The organism is Methylobacterium currus (assembly GCF_003058325.1).
Lineage (GTDB): Bacteria > Pseudomonadota > Alphaproteobacteria > Rhizobiales > Beijerinckiaceae > Methylobacterium > Methylobacterium currus.
Map to the genome: position 1 here is coordinate 532,501 of NZ_CP028844.1, position 14,529 is coordinate 547,029.

A 14,529-nucleotide genomic window follows, 5' to 3' on the forward strand; every position below is an offset into this window, starting at 1 on the left:
TGCCCTTGTCGACCAGGAAGGCTTGCGTGGCGATCTTCTGGCGCGGGCGGGCGACGACGGTGCCGGCAGCGTCGCGGATCTCGGCGCCGTCGCGGGTCAGGATGGTCCAGTCACCCTCGTCGAGATAGGTGATCTCGTCGGTGAACGGGGCGAGCGCCAGCGCGTCGGAGCCGAGATAGGTCTCGCCGTCACCGAAGCCGACCGCGAGCGGCGCCCCGTGGCGGGCGCCGATCAAAAAATCCTCCTCGCCAGCGAACAGGAAGGCGAGGGCGAAGGCGCCGCGCAGGCGCGGCAGCGCCGCCTCGACCGCGGAAACCGGCCCGAGGCCGGTCCGCATCAGGTGGGTGACGAGCTGGGCCACCACCTCCGTGTCGGTCTCGGTCTCGAAGACGCAGCCCTCGGCGGCCAGTTCCGCCTTCAATTCGCGAAAATTCTCGATGATGCCGTTATGCACCACCGCCAGGCGCTCGGTGGCGTGCGGGTGGGCGTTGGTCTCGTTCGGCCGCCCGTGCGTGGCCCAGCGGGTGTGGCCGATGCCGATGGCCCCGGCGAGCGGGTTCTGCAACAGCTTGAGCTGCAGGTTCGACAACTTGCCCTCGGCGCGGCGGCGCTCCAGCCGGCCGGATTCCAGGGTGGCGATGCCGGCGGAGTCGTAGCCGCGGTACTCGAGCCGGCGCAGCGCGTCGACCACCTGTCCCGCCACGGCATTCCGGCCGACGATTCCAACGATCCCGCACATGCTCACCGCCTCACGTCTCGCTCGCAGAGTGTCCCGCTGCGGGACGCTCCGGCCATTGTGCGGAGCAATGCGGCAGGATTCCTGCCGCACCGCACCCGCCACGCTCTGGCGCCGTTCTACCGGACCGGCCGGCGCCGAGGCCAGTCAACTTCCGTAACGGTTTGTGACGGCCAAGGTTCACGGGCTGGTGGCATCGCGCGGGGGCCGGGCGGGCCTGCCGCCCGGCCCGGCGACTCAGGGCATCAGCACGGTGTCGATGACGTGGATGACGCCATTCGACTGCATCACGTTGCCGATCGTCACCCGGGCGGTGTTGCCCTTGTCGTCGGCCACGAACAGCCGCTTGCCCTTCTGCATCACCGTCAGGGTGCCGCCCGCGGCGGTCTTCAGCTCGGCCTGGCCGCCGCCCTGCTTCACCAGCCCCATCAGGTCCTTGGCCGTGTAGGTGCCGGGCACGACGTGGTAGGTCAGGATCTTGGTGAGCGTCGGCTTGTTCTGCGGCTGGACGAGGGACTCCACCGTACCGGCCGGCAGCTTGGCGAAGGCGGCGTTGGTGGGGGCGAACACCGTGAACGGGCCGGGCCCGGCCAGGGTGTCGACGAGGCCGGCGGCCTTCACGGCGGCGACCAGGGTGGTGTGGTCCTTCGAGTTGACCGCGTTCTCGACGATCGACTTCGAGGCGTACATCGGCGCGCCGCCGACCATCGGGTTCTTGGCATGGGCGCTGCCGCCCGCCGCCGCCAGGGCAACGGCGAGGATCAGGGGGCGGGCGTATTTCCGGATCGTCATTGGGGATCGTCCCGTCTCTCGTATCGGCCCCGCTCTCGTCGGGGTCGGGGGCCGGTACGGAGGGCCGGGCGGGAAAGTTTCAGGTGGCGGCGATTTTTTCGTGCCCGGCCGCGCCGGGGCGATCGTCTCGCGGCTATTCGCGAATGAGGCGGCCGCGATAGACCGCCGGCCCGGTCGGGGCGCCCGAGGGCGAACCGCCCGGCGGCTCCACGGTGACGGCGAGGCTCGCGCCGTCGAGCAGCCCCCTGTCCCCCGCCGGCAGGGAGAGCCGGGTGCCGGCCTGCTCCTCGACGACGCCGAGGGAGCGCGGGGCGCCGGAGGCCGGCACGACCCAGAGTTCGAGGCTGCGGTCGCGGGGCGCCTCGGCGGCGAGGGCCCGGACCTGAACCGTACCGGCCCGCGTGTCGACCCGCACCACCAGGGCCGGCAGCTCGCCGCCCCGGTTCACGACCGCGAGGTACTGCGCCGTCTCTCCCCTGGGCGCGAGGCGCTCGACGGCGATGAACAGGGCGAGGCCGGCGGCGAGCGATCCCGCGGCGATGGCCGCGCGGCGCCAGCGCCGGAGCGCCGGGCGCAGATCGACGACCGGGGCAGAGGGGCGCGGCAACTCGCCGGCCACGCACGCGGCGATGCCCTCCCAGGCGCCAGGCGGCGGCGCGACCTCCGGCACGGCCTCGGCCAGGGGGGCGAGACGCGCCTCCCAGGCCCGCTCGGCCGCCTGGAGCGCCGGCGAGGTGGCCCGGTCGCGCCGATAGGCCTCGCGCTCGGCGGCGCTCAAGGTGCCGAGCACGTATTCGGCGGCCCGCAGGTCGGTCTCGTCGGGGGCGCTCATGCGGCCTCGTCCAGGCAGCCCCGCAGCAAGGCGAGCCCGCGATGCAGCCAGGTCTTCACGGTGTTGACCGGTCGGTCGTAGCTTGAGGCCAGCTCCTCCCGCGACAGGCCCTCGCAATAGGCCCGCACCACGCAATCGCGCTGCACCGGTTCGAGCCGTTCGAGGCAGGTGAGGAGAGCGTCGCGGCTCAGGAACTCCGCCTCGCGGTCCCGCGGGTCGGCGACGCGCTGGAGCCAGTCCTCCTCCTCGTCGTCGCTTGCCGGCATCGGCACCTCGCCCTTTCGCCGCACCAGGTCGATGGCGCGGTGGCGCGCGATCGCGGCGAGCCAGGCCATCGGCCGTCCCGCCGCCGGGTCATAGCCTGCCGCATTCTGCCAGACCCGCAGGTAGGAATCCTGCAGCACGTCCTCGGCGGCACCCCGGTCCCGGACGATACGCAGGATCAGGCCGAAAAGTTTCGGGGCCGTGCGGTCGTAGAGCGCCCGAAGGGCGTCCTGCCGTCCCGCCGCCACCCGGGCGATCAGCTCGGCGAGGGCGGCGGCCTCCCGGTCGCCGGGCGGGTCTCGCTGGGGACGGTCCTCGACGCGCAGCATCGCTTGAAAGTCTCCGGGGGCGCGCCGCCCCTCTCGACCTCCGCCATAGATCAATCGCGCGAGAAGGACCACGGGGCGGCGGGAACATGACTGGGCCGAAAGCGGCTGCGACCAGCGTCTTCCGGTCCTGCCGGACTCTGCGCCATGATGCCGGCACCCGGGCCCTGACGACGAAGAGGCCCGGCCGAGGGAGGCCTGCCATGATCGCCGCACCGAGGGAGGCCCTCGCGCTCCCGTTTCCGAAGACGCCCTCCGAGACCATCACGGTCCTGGCGCATTATCACCGGGCCGAGATCGCCCGGATGGCCGGCTGGCGCGACCGGATCGACCGCACCACCAACTGGGCGATCACCGTCATCGCCGCGATGCTGTCGGTCTCGCTCTCGACGCCGACGGCGCATCACGGCGTGCTGCTGTTCGCCATGCTGCTGGTGATGCTGCTGCTCGGCATCGAGGCTCGACGCTACCGCTTCTTCGACGTCTACCGCACACGGGTGCGCCAGCTCGAGCGGCACTATTACGCCGAGGTCTTCGCCCCCGGGCCTCCATCCGATCCCGGCTGGACCCGGCGGCTCGCCGAGGACCTGCGCCAGCCGATGTTCCATATCAGCCTGCGCGAGGCCTTCGGGCGGCGGCTGCGGCGCAATTACGGCTGGATGTTCGCGATCCTGCTGCTCGCCTGGGTGCTGAAGATCACCTCCGCCCGACTCCAGGAGACCGGGCTCCAGGCGAGCGTCGGAGAGACCGCCCACGGCCTGCCCGAGATCCTGGCCGGGGCCGGCCTCGGGCCGCTGCCCGGCTGGCTCGTGCTCGCGGGCGTGGCCGCGTTCTACGCCTGGCTCCTCGCGGCGGGCCTGCGGGCGGGCCGCCGCGACCCCGACGACGGGTCGGTGCACGTGTGAGGGCGCGCCCTCACCCCTTTTTCGGCTTCGCCCACCCGGTCTTGATCACCTGGCGCCCGCGGCCGACCGCGAGCGCCCCCGGCGGCACGTCGTCGGTGATGACCGAGCCCGAGCCCACGAAGGCACCGGCCCCCACCGTCACCGGGGCGACGAGCGCCGAGTTCGAGCCGATGAAGGCGCCGGCGCCGATCACCGTGCGGTGCTTGTTCACGCCGTCGTAGTTGCAGGTGATGGTGCCGGCCCCGAGATTGGCGCCCTCCCCCACCTCGGCGTCGCCCACATAGGTGAGGTGGTTGACCTTGGCGCCGGCCCCGATCGCGGCGTTCTTCACCTCGACGAAGTTGCCGATGCGGGCTCCCTCCGCCAGCACCGCGCCGGGCCGCAGGCGGGCGTAAGGGCCGATCTGGACGCCCGCGGCGAGGCGGGCCTGCTCGAGATGCGAGAAGGCGTGGATGGTGCAGCCATCGCCGACGACGACGCCGGGGCCGAACACCACGTGGGGCTCCACCACCACGTCGCGGCCGAGCGCGGTGTCGTGGCTGAAGAACACCGTCTCGGGGGCGATCAGAGTGGCGCCGGCCAGCATGGCGCGACGGCGCAAGGTCGCCTGCACCGCCGCCTCGGCGGCCGCGAGCTGCACCCGGTCGTTGACGCCCTGCGCCTCGGCCTCCGCCACCGGCACCACCGCGACGGCCAAGCCGTCCGCCACCGCCAGGGCGACGGCGTCGGGCAGGTAGTACTCGCCCGCCACGTTGGCGTTGCCGATCCGCTCCAGAAGCCTCAGGGCGTGGGCGCCGGAGAGCGCCATCAGGCCGGCATTGCACAAGGTGACGCGGCGCTCGGCCTCGCTCGCATCCTTCTCCTCGCGGATCGCGGTCACCCGGCCGTCCTCGACCAGCACCCGGCCGTAGCCGGTGGGATTCGGGCTCTCGAAGGCCAGCACCGCGACCGCGGCGCCCTCCGCCAGCGGCGCGCGCAGGCGCGCATAGGTCTCGGGGGAGATCAGCGGCGTGTCGCCGAAGGCCACCACCACGTCGTGGGCGCCCTCGGCCAGGGCGCGGCGGGCCGCCAGCACCGCGTGGGCGGTGCCGAGGCGCTCTCCTTGCGGGAAGGTCTCGGCGCCGGGGAACTCTGCGACGATCCGGGCGACGTCGTCGCGGCCGGGCTCGACCACCACGGCGAGGCGGCCCGCCCCGGCTTCCGCCACCGACGCGAGCACGTGGGCGAGCATCGGCCGGCCGGCGATCGGGTGGAGCACCTTGGGCAGGGCGGAGCGCATCCGCGTGCCCTTGCCGGCGGCGAGCACGACGGCGAGGAGGGAGCGGGGCTCGGGCGTCCCTGCGGGCTTCGGCGTGGCGGTCATCGGCGGCCTGTCAATGTCTCAGGGGTGTCGTCCGGGCGTGGTGCACCCGTCTAGCCGATCGTCCCGGTTCGGCAAGCGCGCGGCGTCCCGACCCGCACGCCCCGACGGAGCGCCCTGCCCTCGCGGTGCCTGAGACGCGATTCTTAACCCCCGGTTCAGTAGGGATCGTGGTAAACGGCCGGCGCCCCCATCCGAATCCGGCACGGCCCCCTCTTTAGCGATGATGCAACCCCCCACCGCTCCGCCCCCTCGTACAGTCCTCGACCGACGCACGGTGCTGGCGCTCGCCGGTGGCCTCGCCGCGACCGGCGCGGCGGGTGCGCAGCCGGCGGAGCCGGCGCCCCTGTCGGACGGCCAGCGCTTCGATCCCGGCCAGGTGGTCGAGCTCGCCCGCGCTCTGGCGAAGAAGCCCTACGCCGCCCCAGCCGCCGACCTGCCCGATCCATTCAAGGACCTCACCTACGAGCAGTATATCGGCGTGCGGGCGCAACCCTCCGCCCTGCTCTGGGCCGGCGAGGGCCGCGGCTTCGTGGTCGAGCCGCTGCACCGCGGCTTCGTGTTCACCACGCCGGTGGCACTCCACGCGGTCGAGGACGGGGTGGTGCGCCGCATCGCCTATGACCGCAGCCGCTTCACCTTCGGCAAGCTGAAACCCCCGGACGAGGGGCGCGACCTCGGCTTCTCGGGCTTCCGGCTCTATGCCAGCTTCAACGGCGCCGCCCCGTCCGATTGCGCGATCTTCCAGGGCGCCTCGTTCTTCCGGGCGCTCGCCGCCGGCCAGAGCTACGGCGTCACCGCCCGCGCCCTGACCTTGAGGCCGGCGGAGGCGAAGGGCGAGGAATTCCCGCTGTTCCGGGCCTTCTGGCTTGAGCGGCCGGGGGCCGGCAGCGGGCAGATCGTGATCCACGCCCTCGTCGATTCCGAATCCGCCACGGCGGCCCTGCGCATGACCTTGCGCCCGGGCGAGGCCACCATCGTCGACGTCGAGGCGACGCTCTGCCCGCGCACGAACCTGGAGCATGTCGGCATCGCCGGCATGACCGGCGCCTACCTGTTCGGGCCCACCGATCACCGCAGCGTCGACGACGCCCGCCCCGCCGCCCACGAGATCGACGGGCTGCAGATCCGCAACGGCTGGGGCGAGGCGATCTGGCGCCCGGTCCAGAACCCCGAGACGCTGCAGATCTCCGCCTTCCTCGACCAGGACCCGAAGGGGTTCGGGCTGATCCAGCGCGCCCGCGCCTATGCCGACTACCAGGACGACGTGCAGCGCTGGGAGAAGCGGCCGAGCCTGTGGGTCGAGCCGCTCGGCAGCTGGGGGCCGGGCGTGCCGCAGCACGGCTGGGGCACCGGCGCGGTGCAGCTGATCGAGATCCCGAGCGAATCCGAGGTCAACGAGAACATCCTGACCTACTGGCGGCCGAAGGACCCGGTCGCCAAGGAGATCGCCTTCAGCTACCGCCAGTTCTGGTGCTGGGCCGTGCCGGGGGCGCCGCCGCTCGCCGCCTGCTCCGGCACCCGGGTCGGCAAGGGCGCCGCGGGCAAGCGCCGGCTGTTCCTCGTCGACTTCACCGGCGAGGCGCCGTTCGCGGAGGGCATCGACCCGAACGCGCTGCAGATTGCCCTGCATACCGCGCCCGGCACCATCACTCGCCAGCGGATCTACCCGTATCCCGAGCGCAAGACCGTGCGGGCGGTGTTCGAGCTCGATCCGGGCAACGACACGTCTTGCGAGCTGCGCCTGATCGTGAAGGCGGGCGACAAACCCGTCAGTGAGACATGGCTGTATCGGTGGACCCCGTGACCCTCGCTCCCGACCTCGACACCCTCCGCCGCGACGCCACACCCCTCGCGGTCGCGCCCGCGGTGCCGGAGGAATCCCCCCTCGCCATGCCGGTGCAGGACCTGCGCCGGTGGTCCGAGGCGCAAGAGCACAAGGTGCCCGGCCGCCGGGCGCCCTGGGGGGCGCGCGCCTTCGTGTTCGGCGGCGGCCTCGCGCTCACGGCCTACGGCGCCGTGCAGATGTACGAGGTCGTGTCGGTCGCCGGCTCGACCACCTGGCTGCAATGGCTGCTGCTGGCGCTCTTCACCCTCAACTTCTCGTGGATCGCGCTCGCCTTCACCTCGGGCCTTCTCGGCTTCCTGGCGCTCTTGCGCCGGCGCCGGCCGGAGGTCCAGCCGGCGCCCCTCACCACCCGTACGGCCGTGGTGATGCCGGTCTACAACGAGGCCACCGCCCGCACCTTCGCAGCGGTCGAGGCGATCCGCGCCTCGATCGAGGCCACCGGCGCGGGCGCGGCCTTCGATTACTGGATCCTGTCGGACTCGACCCAGGCCGATGCCTGGATCGCCGAGGAGCGGGCCTACCTGGCCTTGCGCGCGCGCCTCGGCCAGGACGCCCGCCTGTACTACCGCCACCGGCCGAAGAACCACCACCGCAAGGCCGGCAACATCGCCGACTTCGTCACCCGCTGGGGCGGCCATTACGACCACATGCTGGTCCTCGACGCCGACAGCCTGATGAGCGGCGACTGCGTGGTGACGCTCGCCCGCGCCATGGAGGCCGATCCGGATGCCGGCATCATCCAGTCGCTGCCGCTCATCATCAACCGCAACACCCTGTTCGCCCGGGTGCAGCAATTCGCGGCGCGCATCTACGGCCCGGTCATCGCCACCGGCCTCGCCCTGTGGTCGGGCCGGGACGGCAATTACTGGGGCCACAACGCGATCATCCGCACCAAGGCCTTCGCCGATCATTGCGGGTTGCCCGACCTCTCCGGCAAGCCGCCCTTCGGCGGCCACGTGCTCAGCCACGACTTCGTCGAGGCGGCCTTGATCCGGCGCGCCGGCTGGAGCGTCTACATGCTCCCCGCATTGCAGGGCTCCTACGAGGAGAGTCCGCCCTCGCTGATCGACGTCGCGATCCGCGACCGGCGCTGGGCGCAGGGCAACTTGCAGCACAGCCGCGTCATCGGCACGGCGGGCCTGAAGCTCGCCTCGCGCCAGCACTTCGCCACCGGCATCGCCGGCTACCTCGCCTCGCCGCTCTGGGCGGCGCAGCTCGTGGTCGGTATCGCGCTGGCCCTCCAGACCGCCTATATCCGCCCCGAATATTTCTCCACCGAGTTCCGCCTGTACCCGGTCTGGCCGCGCTTCGACCCCGTCCGCGCGCTCCAGCTCTTCGGGATCACGATGGCGATCCTGCTCGCCCCGAAGCTGTTCGGCCTGATCCTCGGCCTCCTCGACGGCAAGGTGCGGCGCGCGAGCGGCGGGGCGCTGCGCCTCGTGCTCTCGGCCCTGATCGAGACCCTGCTCTCGGCGCTGATCGCCCCGATCGCGATGCTGGTGCAATCCGGCTCGGTGATGCAGATCCTTCTCGGGCGCGACACCGGCTGGAACCCGCAAAGGCGCGACGACGGCTCGATCCCGTTCTCCGACATCGTGCGCCGGCACCGCTGGCACATGATCCTCGGCCTCGTCGCGGGCGTCTCGGCCTTCGCCATCGCCACCTCGCTGTTCCTGTGGATGTCGCCCACCATCCTCGGCCTCGTCCTGGCGATCCCGATCTCCTGGGCGAGCGGACAGCTCGCGCTGGGCCTGGCTCTCAAGCGCGCCGGCCTCTTGATGACGCCCGAGGAGCGCGAGCCCCCGGCGATCGCGGTCGCCGCCAGGGCGATCGAGGCACAGAACGCCGCTCTGGGCTTCGACGACGCCGACGGGTTGCGGGCGCTCCACGCCGATCCGGACCTCCAGGCCGGCCATCTGGCCTTCCTGCCCCCGGCCGAGCGCCGGCCCCGCGGCGCCCCCCAGCCCGACCACGTCATGGCCCAGGCCAAGGTGGTCGAGGCCGAGACCATCGACGAGGCCGCGGGCTGGCTGAACCCGAAGGAGAAGATGGTGCTGCTGCACGACCGGGCGCTGCTCGACCGGCTGGCGCGGCTCGGGGGGTGATTCCCTTCGCCCTTTCCGGCCCCGGAAAGGGCGAGACGCAAGGTGAGTGGCGTGAGCCGATCGACCTCCGATCGGCAACCGCATGACACTGCTCAGAGCCGGCAGCGCATCAGCACGGCCGGGAACGCCGCCGTGCCGCCCATCGGGATCTCGCGCCGTCCGAATGCGCGGAACCCGAGGGCACGGTAGAACGGTTCAGCGTTGAGGCTGGCATAGCATTCGAACGCGGGCACACCGCATTCCTGGGCGTGCGCCCGGCACGCCGAGAACAAGCTCCGCCCGACACCGCAGCCGGTCCAGGCCGGGTGCACGGCGAAATGGCGGATATGGCCGAGGCCGGGTTCGATCTCACCCGTTCCGGGCCGTTCCGGCGTCCAACCACCGACGCCCACGACCGAGTCCAACCTCTTCGCCAGATGGAAGCTGCCGGAGGCGAGCAAGGTCGGATTGGCGCGGACCATCAGCGGCAGCGCCCGCGCCAGCGTGTCAGCCTCGTAGGACGCGGCCCTCAGAACCGGGTAGCTCGCCGACAGCACGGCCGTGACGGCGTCGCCATCGTCGGGGCGGGCGGGGCGGATGGTGATCTCGTGACGGCTTGTCATCCGACCCTGTCGGTGGCGCGGCAGCTTATGCTGCCGGCTTCTCCCACTCCATCATCAGGAACCACGGCACCTGCCGGTAGCGCGCGACCCTCGCCGGATCGCCGCCATGCGGCATCGGCTCGTCGAAGTGGCGCAACACCAGTCCCTGCCCCAGCAACAGGTTCATGTAGAGGGAGAGCGGCCGGTGCCAGTTGTGCACGCGGATGCCGTGCCACTCCGCCCACTCGGCCCGCTCGTCCAGGTAGCCGTCGATCCGGAAGCTCCGGACGCCGTCGGCATCCTCGGACCAGCCTCCGGCGGTGCTGAAGCTCGTCAGGTTGGCGATCAGGAGCGTGCCGCCGGGCGCCAGAACGCGGGCCATCTCGGGGATCGCCGCGCGGATGTCGGGGATGTCGATCAAGGTCAGGTAGCTGACGACGAGATCGAAGGCGCCATCCCCGAAGGGCAGCGCCTCGGCGCGACCGGGAATGTAGGTGCCCTCCGGATCGCGCGCCCGGGCTCGGCGCAGCAGGACGTCGGTCGGGTCGATGCCGACGGTCTCGATCCCGAGATCCCGCACCATGCGGCAGAAGCGGCCCTCGCCGCAGCCGACATCGAGGGCCCGGCGGAAGTCCCGCCCCCGGAGGCGGACGAGCATCGGCGCATCGAGCACGCAGGCGCGGCCGAAATCGCCCGCCTCGCCCATGTCGGCGATCCAGGCGGCGGCCGACTCGTCCCAGCCGTTGCTCATCGCGTGCCCCGCTGATTCCCCGGGGTCAGAGTCTCGCATGCCGGTGCAACGCTCGCCACGGTCCGCGTGACGCGGCGGCGACGCTCGATTATCGATAATTCATGACGACAGCCAAAGACGAACCGATCGCCGTGCGGATCAGCCGGGCCCTGGCCGAGCGCATCATCTCCGGCGCCCTGGCGGCGGGCTCCCGGCTGCGGCAGGACCACGTCGCCGAGGAGTTCGACGCCAGCCACGTCCCGGTCCGGGAAGCCTTCCGGCGCCTCGAGGCCCAGGGGCTGGTGGTGAGCGAGCCGCGGCGAGGCGTGCGCGTCGCCGGGTTCAGCCCGGAGGAGGTGCGCGAGGTGGCGGAGATGCGGGCCGCCCTCGAAGTGCTGGCCCTGCGCCACGCCGCTCCGCACCTCACCGCGGCGATCCTCGACCGGGCCGAGGCGGCGACCCGCGCCGGCGACCGCGCCGGCGGCGACGTGCACGCCTGGGAAGAGGCCAACCGGACGTTCCACCGCCTCCTGCTGGCGCCCTGCGCCATGCCGCGCCTGCTGAAGACGATCGACGACCTCCAGGCAGCGAGCGCCCGCTTCCTGTTCGCCGGCTGGCGCGCCGAGTGGGAGGCGCCGACCGACCGCGATCACCGGGCGATCCTGGTCGCCCTGCGGGCCGGCGACATCGACACGGCGGCGGCGGTCCTGGCCCGCCACGTCCAATGGGTCGGGCACCGGCCCGCCGCCGCGTCCCGCCATGGTACCTGATTATCTATTATTTTGGAGTCATATTGCCTTTACCGCGAGGTTGTGGATTTCTTCCGGCGTCGATCCGACATAATTATCTATAAAAAATGGATGTTGCAATGACCGCTCTCGTCGTCGGCGGCGCGCCCCTGCGCGCAGCCCGGACCGTCGCCCTCGTCCTGTCCGGCGGGCTGCTCATCACGCTGGCGGCCAAGGTCCAGATTCCGTTCTGGCCAGTGCCGATGACGCTGCACACGCTCGCCATCCTGGCGCTCTCCCTGGCCGTCGGACCGCGCCTCGCGGTGGCGATGGTGCTCGGCTACCTGGCGGCGGGCGCCGCCGGCCTCCCGGTCTTCTCCGGCACGCCGGAGCGCGGCCTCGGCCTCGCCTACATGGCGGGACCGACCGGCGGCTACCTGGCGGGCTATCTCGTTGCCGCCGGGCTGGTCGGTGCGCTCGCCGCAGGGCGCGGGTTCCTCGGCCGGGTCGCCGCGATGCTCGCGGGACTTACGGCGGTCTACGTCCTCGGCCTCGCCTGGCTCGCGCTGTTCGTTCCGGCCGACCGCCTCGTCGCCCTCGGCCTCGCGCCCTTCCTGCTCGGCGATCTCGTCAAGGTCGGCCTCGTCGCCGCCGGCGCCGCCGCCCTGCCGGGCCTGCGCCGGATCGCCCGGAGCACGACCCGATGAGCCCGGAGGCGACTTGCCCCCAGGACGGCGCCGTCCGGCACGACTGGACCTCGAGGGAGATCGAGGACCTGCATGACCTGCCGCTGCTCGAGCTGGTCGGCCGGGCCAATGCCGTGCATCGGCGTCACCACGATCCGAACCGGATCCGCAAGGCGAGCCTGCTCTCGGTGAAGACCGGCGGCTGCCCGGAGGATTGCGCCTATTGCCCGCAATCGGCGCATCACCGCACGGTCGACTTGACCCGCGACCCGCTCATGGACCCGGACACGGTGCTGGCGCGGGCAGCCCGGGCCAAGGCGGCGGGGGCGGAGCGCTTCTGCATGGGGGCGGCCTGGCGCCAGGTGCGGAATGGAGCGGAGTTCGATGCCGTGGTGGCGATGGTCGAGGGCGTGCGCGCGCTCGGCCTGGAGGCCTGCGTCACCCTCGGGATGCTGAAGGCCCACCAGGCCGCGCGCCTCGCCCGAGCCGGGCTCACGGCCTACAACCACAATCTCGATACCGGCCCCGGCTTCTACGACCGGATCGTCACCACCCGCCGGTACCAGGACCGGCTCGACACCCTTGCGACGGTGCGGGAGGCCGGCATCGGCCTGTGCTGCGGCGGCATCATCGGCATGGGCGAGGCGATGGCGGACCGGGCCGGCCTGCTGCAGGTGCTGGCGGGACTGACGCCGCACCCCGAGAGCGTGCCGATCAACGCCCTGGTGCCGGTGGAAGGCACGCCCCTCGCCGACCGCCCCCGCATCGATCCCCTCGACCTCGTGCGCATGGTGGCGACGGCACGCCTCGTCCTGCCGGCCTCGATCCTGCGCCTGTCGGCCGGCCGGGCGCAGCTCGGGCGCGAGGCACAGATCCTGTGCTTCCTCGCCGGGGCGAACTCGGTCTTCACGGGGGACACCCTGCTGACGACGCCGAATGCCGAGCAGGACGACGACGCAGCCCTCTTCGCCGCTTTGGCGCCCCGGTCGCCCTCCAGCACACGGACCGCGCCGTCCTGATGGTCGGAGGATTGGCGACGTCACAGACCGACATAACGGCGAGCTGCGGCGGTGCGGATGCAGGCCGCATGGTGAGGCGGCATCTCATCATGCAAAACCGGGCCCTGCGCCAAGAGGAACCCCACCGTACCGCGGCCACGAAAGACGACCCGCAGCTTAATCCATCAATTTGAAGGCAAAGTTCTCAACGCACGGCGCTTGTCGACGCGCCGTGCGGCATCGTATGCAAGATCAGACACCCGAATCGGGAGGAATCGATGAGCGTCTCCGCCCATTTCGTTCGACCGATCTACCCTCAAGCCGTGATCGTCTCGCTGTCCGGCTACCTGGCGGCCGCGGTGATGTGCGCCGACCGGCGGGCTGTGGCGCGCTGAGGCGTACAGACGCGGCGTCAGGCGGCGAGGAGCTGCCGGTCGCGGCGGTAGCTGTCCAGCAGGTCGGCGGACAGCGTCTCCGTGACGGCGTCGACGGCGGCTTCGCTCACCAGGACGCGGGCGAGCACCCGGGCCTCGTCGCGGGCCGCCTCGGCGTCGAAGCGGTTGAGCAAGGCGACGATGGCGTGGGCGTCGGCGAAGGGCAGCCGCTCGCAGGCGGTCACTGCCCGCTCGATCATCCGCCGCGACAGGCCGGCGCCGCTGCTCTCGCGCAGGCCGCTCGCCTCCTCGTGCCAGGCGGACATCGCCGCCGCGAAGGCCGGTTCGAGGGCGGGCGGCAGTCCGGCCCGGCGGTAGAGCGCTGCCATGCCGCTGCCGCGCGGATCGTGCAGCAGCCCCGCCACCCGCTCGACGGCCAGGCCCGAGAGGTCGGCCAGCGCGGCCTCGGTGAAGGCCATCCGGCCCGACAGCATCGCCCGCAGGATCAGCCCGGGGGTGAGCTGGCCGGACCCGCGCAGATGGGCGACGAGGCGGCGCAGGTCGGCGCGGTCCGAGCCTTCGGCGAGCCCGAGCGTCGTGCGCTCCCGCGCCTCCCGGGTCACCCGTTCGCTGCGCTCGGGCGAGAGCCAGCCGCAGCCGCTCACGAAGACCGACAGGGCGCTGGCGAGGCGGGCGGTCACCGCCTGGCGCACGTCGAGGGGCAGGTCGGCCCGGGCGAGGAGGGCCTCGCGCAAGGCGCCGTCGTCGCCGTGGCGCTCGACCATCCGCAGCAGGCTGCCGCGGGTGATCTCGGCGCCCGGATTGGCGGCGAGCATCCTGAGGGCGGCCGCGCCGGCGATCTCGGAGAGCGCCCCGCACAGCATGGGCGAGAGGTGGGGCCTCCCCGCGATGGCGATCCGGCCCGCCTCGTCGCCGACGGCGGCGCAATCGACGAGGTCGGCATCCGACAGGACCGGCGAGCGGGCCAGGACCAGCCCGGCGATCTCGGCCTGGTCCTGGGCCAGGGCGACGACCACGGTCCGGGGCGCCTCCGCGGCGTTGGCGCAGGCCTCGGCCAGCGCCCGCCGCACCAGCGGCGAGGGATCGTCGAGGAGCGCCGTGATGGCGGTCTTCGCCTCCCAGCGCGCGGCGGGATCGAGCTTGGCGTAGAGATAGGCCCGGGCGAGCGACGAGGCCGCCTCGGCCCGTCGCCCGGCGGATTCGTGCTGCGTCCAGAGCAGGAACTGGCGGATGATCATCGGC

At 72.3% G+C, this 14,529-nt stretch carries 14 protein-coding genes (1 of these 14 only partly in view); 6 read left to right on the forward strand and 8 right to left on the reverse strand.

From position 1 onward, the window contains the following. The 4 genes from glmS to DA075_RS32590 all read right to left on the reverse strand — a co-directional run. Positions 1-739, reverse strand: the 5' portion of a protein-coding gene (glmS, locus tag DA075_RS32575) for a glutamine--fructose-6-phosphate transaminase (isomerizing) (protein WP_099957251.1). 1,088 nt of this gene lie to the left of the window's left edge; the window shows 739 of its 1,827 coding nt (coding positions 1-739); its start codon is at positions 737-739; the stop codon falls past the left edge of the window. Positions 740-973: 234 nt separating this feature from the next. Then, positions 974-1,528, reverse strand: coding sequence for a fasciclin domain-containing protein (locus DA075_RS32580; protein WP_099957252.1), 555 nt, complete (start codon positions 1,526-1,528; stop codon positions 974-976). A gap of 133 nt (positions 1,529-1,661) precedes the next feature. Then, positions 1,662-2,360, reverse strand: coding sequence for an anti-sigma factor (locus DA075_RS32585; RefSeq protein WP_099957253.1), 699 nt, complete (start codon positions 2,358-2,360; stop codon positions 1,662-1,664). Then, positions 2,357-2,953 (reverse strand): sigma-70 family RNA polymerase sigma factor, encoded by a 597-nt coding sequence (locus tag DA075_RS32590; protein WP_099957254.1) that lies wholly within the window; start codon positions 2,951-2,953, stop codon positions 2,357-2,359. The genes DA075_RS32585 and DA075_RS32590 overlap by 4 nt, the downstream gene beginning before the upstream one ends. A 200-nt stretch (positions 2,954-3,153) precedes the next feature. On the opposite strand from DA075_RS32590, the gene DA075_RS32595 reads away from it, so the two are divergent. Beyond that, positions 3,154-3,855, forward strand: a complete 702-nt coding sequence (locus DA075_RS32595) for a DUF2270 domain-containing protein (RefSeq protein ID WP_099957255.1) — start codon at positions 3,154-3,156, stop codon at positions 3,853-3,855. Positions 3,856-3,865: 10 nt separating this feature from the next. Here DA075_RS32595 and glmU read toward each other — a convergent pair whose 3' ends face one another. Next, a complete protein-coding gene (gene glmU / locus DA075_RS32600; protein WP_099957256.1) occupies positions 3,866-5,218 on the reverse strand; it encodes a bifunctional UDP-N-acetylglucosamine diphosphorylase/glucosamine-1-phosphate N-acetyltransferase GlmU in 1,353 nt (450 codons plus the stop codon). A 220-nt stretch (positions 5,219-5,438) separates the two neighbouring features. Here glmU and DA075_RS32605 point away from each other — a divergent pair, with 220 nt between their 5' ends. Beyond that, positions 5,439-7,022 (forward strand): OpgD/OpgG family glucan biosynthesis protein, encoded by a 1,584-nt coding sequence (locus tag DA075_RS32605; RefSeq protein ID WP_099957257.1) that lies wholly within the window; start codon positions 5,439-5,441, stop codon positions 7,020-7,022. After that, a complete protein-coding gene (mdoH, locus tag DA075_RS32610; RefSeq protein WP_099957258.1) occupies positions 6,998-9,169 on the forward strand; it encodes a glucans biosynthesis glucosyltransferase MdoH in 2,172 nt (723 codons plus the stop codon). The genes DA075_RS32605 and mdoH overlap by 25 nt, the downstream gene beginning before the upstream one ends. 92 nt (positions 9,170-9,261) lie before the next feature. Here the strand turns inward: mdoH and DA075_RS32615 are convergent, their stop codons facing one another. Further along, entirely contained in the window at positions 9,262-9,771 is a 510-nt protein-coding gene (locus DA075_RS32615; RefSeq protein WP_099957259.1) for a GNAT family N-acetyltransferase, read from the reverse strand. Between the two features lie 25 nt (positions 9,772-9,796). Further along, complete coding sequence (locus tag DA075_RS32620) at positions 9,797-10,501, reverse strand: class I SAM-dependent methyltransferase (protein WP_099957260.1); 705 nt, start codon at positions 10,499-10,501, stop codon at positions 9,797-9,799. A gap of 101 nt (positions 10,502-10,602) precedes the next feature. Here DA075_RS32620 and DA075_RS32625 point away from each other — a divergent pair, with 101 nt between their 5' ends. The 3 genes from DA075_RS32625 (at position 10,603) to bioB (ending at position 12,913) form a co-directional block, all read left to right on the forward strand. Further along, the gene (locus DA075_RS32625; protein ID WP_099957261.1) at positions 10,603-11,250 is read left to right on the forward strand and encodes a GntR family transcriptional regulator; all 648 of its coding nucleotides are present in this window, start codon (positions 10,603-10,605) and stop codon (positions 11,248-11,250) included. A gap of 98 nt (positions 11,251-11,348) precedes the next feature. After that, complete coding sequence (locus DA075_RS32630) at positions 11,349-11,915, forward strand: biotin transporter BioY (protein ID WP_099957262.1); 567 nt, start codon at positions 11,349-11,351, stop codon at positions 11,913-11,915. After that, positions 11,912-12,913, forward strand: a complete 1,002-nt coding sequence (bioB, locus tag DA075_RS32635; RefSeq protein WP_099957263.1) for a biotin synthase BioB — start codon at positions 11,912-11,914, stop codon at positions 12,911-12,913. Before DA075_RS32630 ends, bioB begins: the two co-directional genes overlap by 4 nt. A gap of 391 nt (positions 12,914-13,304) precedes the next feature. On the opposite strand, the gene DA075_RS32640 is transcribed toward bioB, so the two are convergent. After that, entirely contained in the window at positions 13,305-14,525 is a 1,221-nt protein-coding gene (locus DA075_RS32640) for a DUF2336 domain-containing protein (RefSeq protein WP_099957264.1), read from the reverse strand. Between the last annotated feature and the right edge of the window lie 4 nt (positions 14,526-14,529).

Coding starts and splice junctions, on each gene's coding strand:
- DA075_RS32620 (WP_099957260.1), bottom strand. CDS start 10,501: ATGAGCAACGGCTGGGACGAGTCGGCCGCCGCCTGGATCGCCGACATG.
- DA075_RS32590 (WP_099957254.1), bottom strand. CDS start 2,953: ATGCTGCGCGTCGAGGACCGTCCCCAGCGAGACCCGCCCGGCGACCGG.
- DA075_RS32640 (WP_099957264.1), bottom strand. CDS start 14,525: ATGATCATCCGCCAGTTCCTGCTCTGGACGCAGCACGAATCCGCCGGG.
- mdoH (WP_099957258.1), top strand. CDS start 6,998: ATGGCTGTATCGGTGGACCCCGTGACCCTCGCTCCCGACCTCGACACC.
- DA075_RS32585 (WP_099957253.1), bottom strand. CDS start 2,360: ATGAGCGCCCCCGACGAGACCGACCTGCGGGCCGCCGAATACGTGCTC.
- DA075_RS32580 (WP_099957252.1), bottom strand. CDS start 1,528: ATGACGATCCGGAAATACGCCCGCCCCCTGATCCTCGCCGTTGCCCTG.
- bioB (WP_099957263.1), top strand. CDS start 11,912: ATGAGCCCGGAGGCGACTTGCCCCCAGGACGGCGCCGTCCGGCACGAC.
- DA075_RS32615 (WP_099957259.1), bottom strand. CDS start 9,771: ATGACAAGCCGTCACGAGATCACCATCCGCCCCGCCCGCCCCGACGAT.
- DA075_RS32630 (WP_099957262.1), top strand. CDS start 11,349: ATGACCGCTCTCGTCGTCGGCGGCGCGCCCCTGCGCGCAGCCCGGACC.
- DA075_RS32625 (WP_099957261.1), top strand. CDS start 10,603: ATGACGACAGCCAAAGACGAACCGATCGCCGTGCGGATCAGCCGGGCC.
- DA075_RS32595 (WP_099957255.1), top strand. CDS start 3,154: ATGATCGCCGCACCGAGGGAGGCCCTCGCGCTCCCGTTTCCGAAGACG.
- DA075_RS32605 (WP_099957257.1), top strand. CDS start 5,439: ATGATGCAACCCCCCACCGCTCCGCCCCCTCGTACAGTCCTCGACCGA.
- glmU (WP_099957256.1), bottom strand. CDS start 5,218: ATGACCGCCACGCCGAAGCCCGCAGGGACGCCCGAGCCCCGCTCCCTC.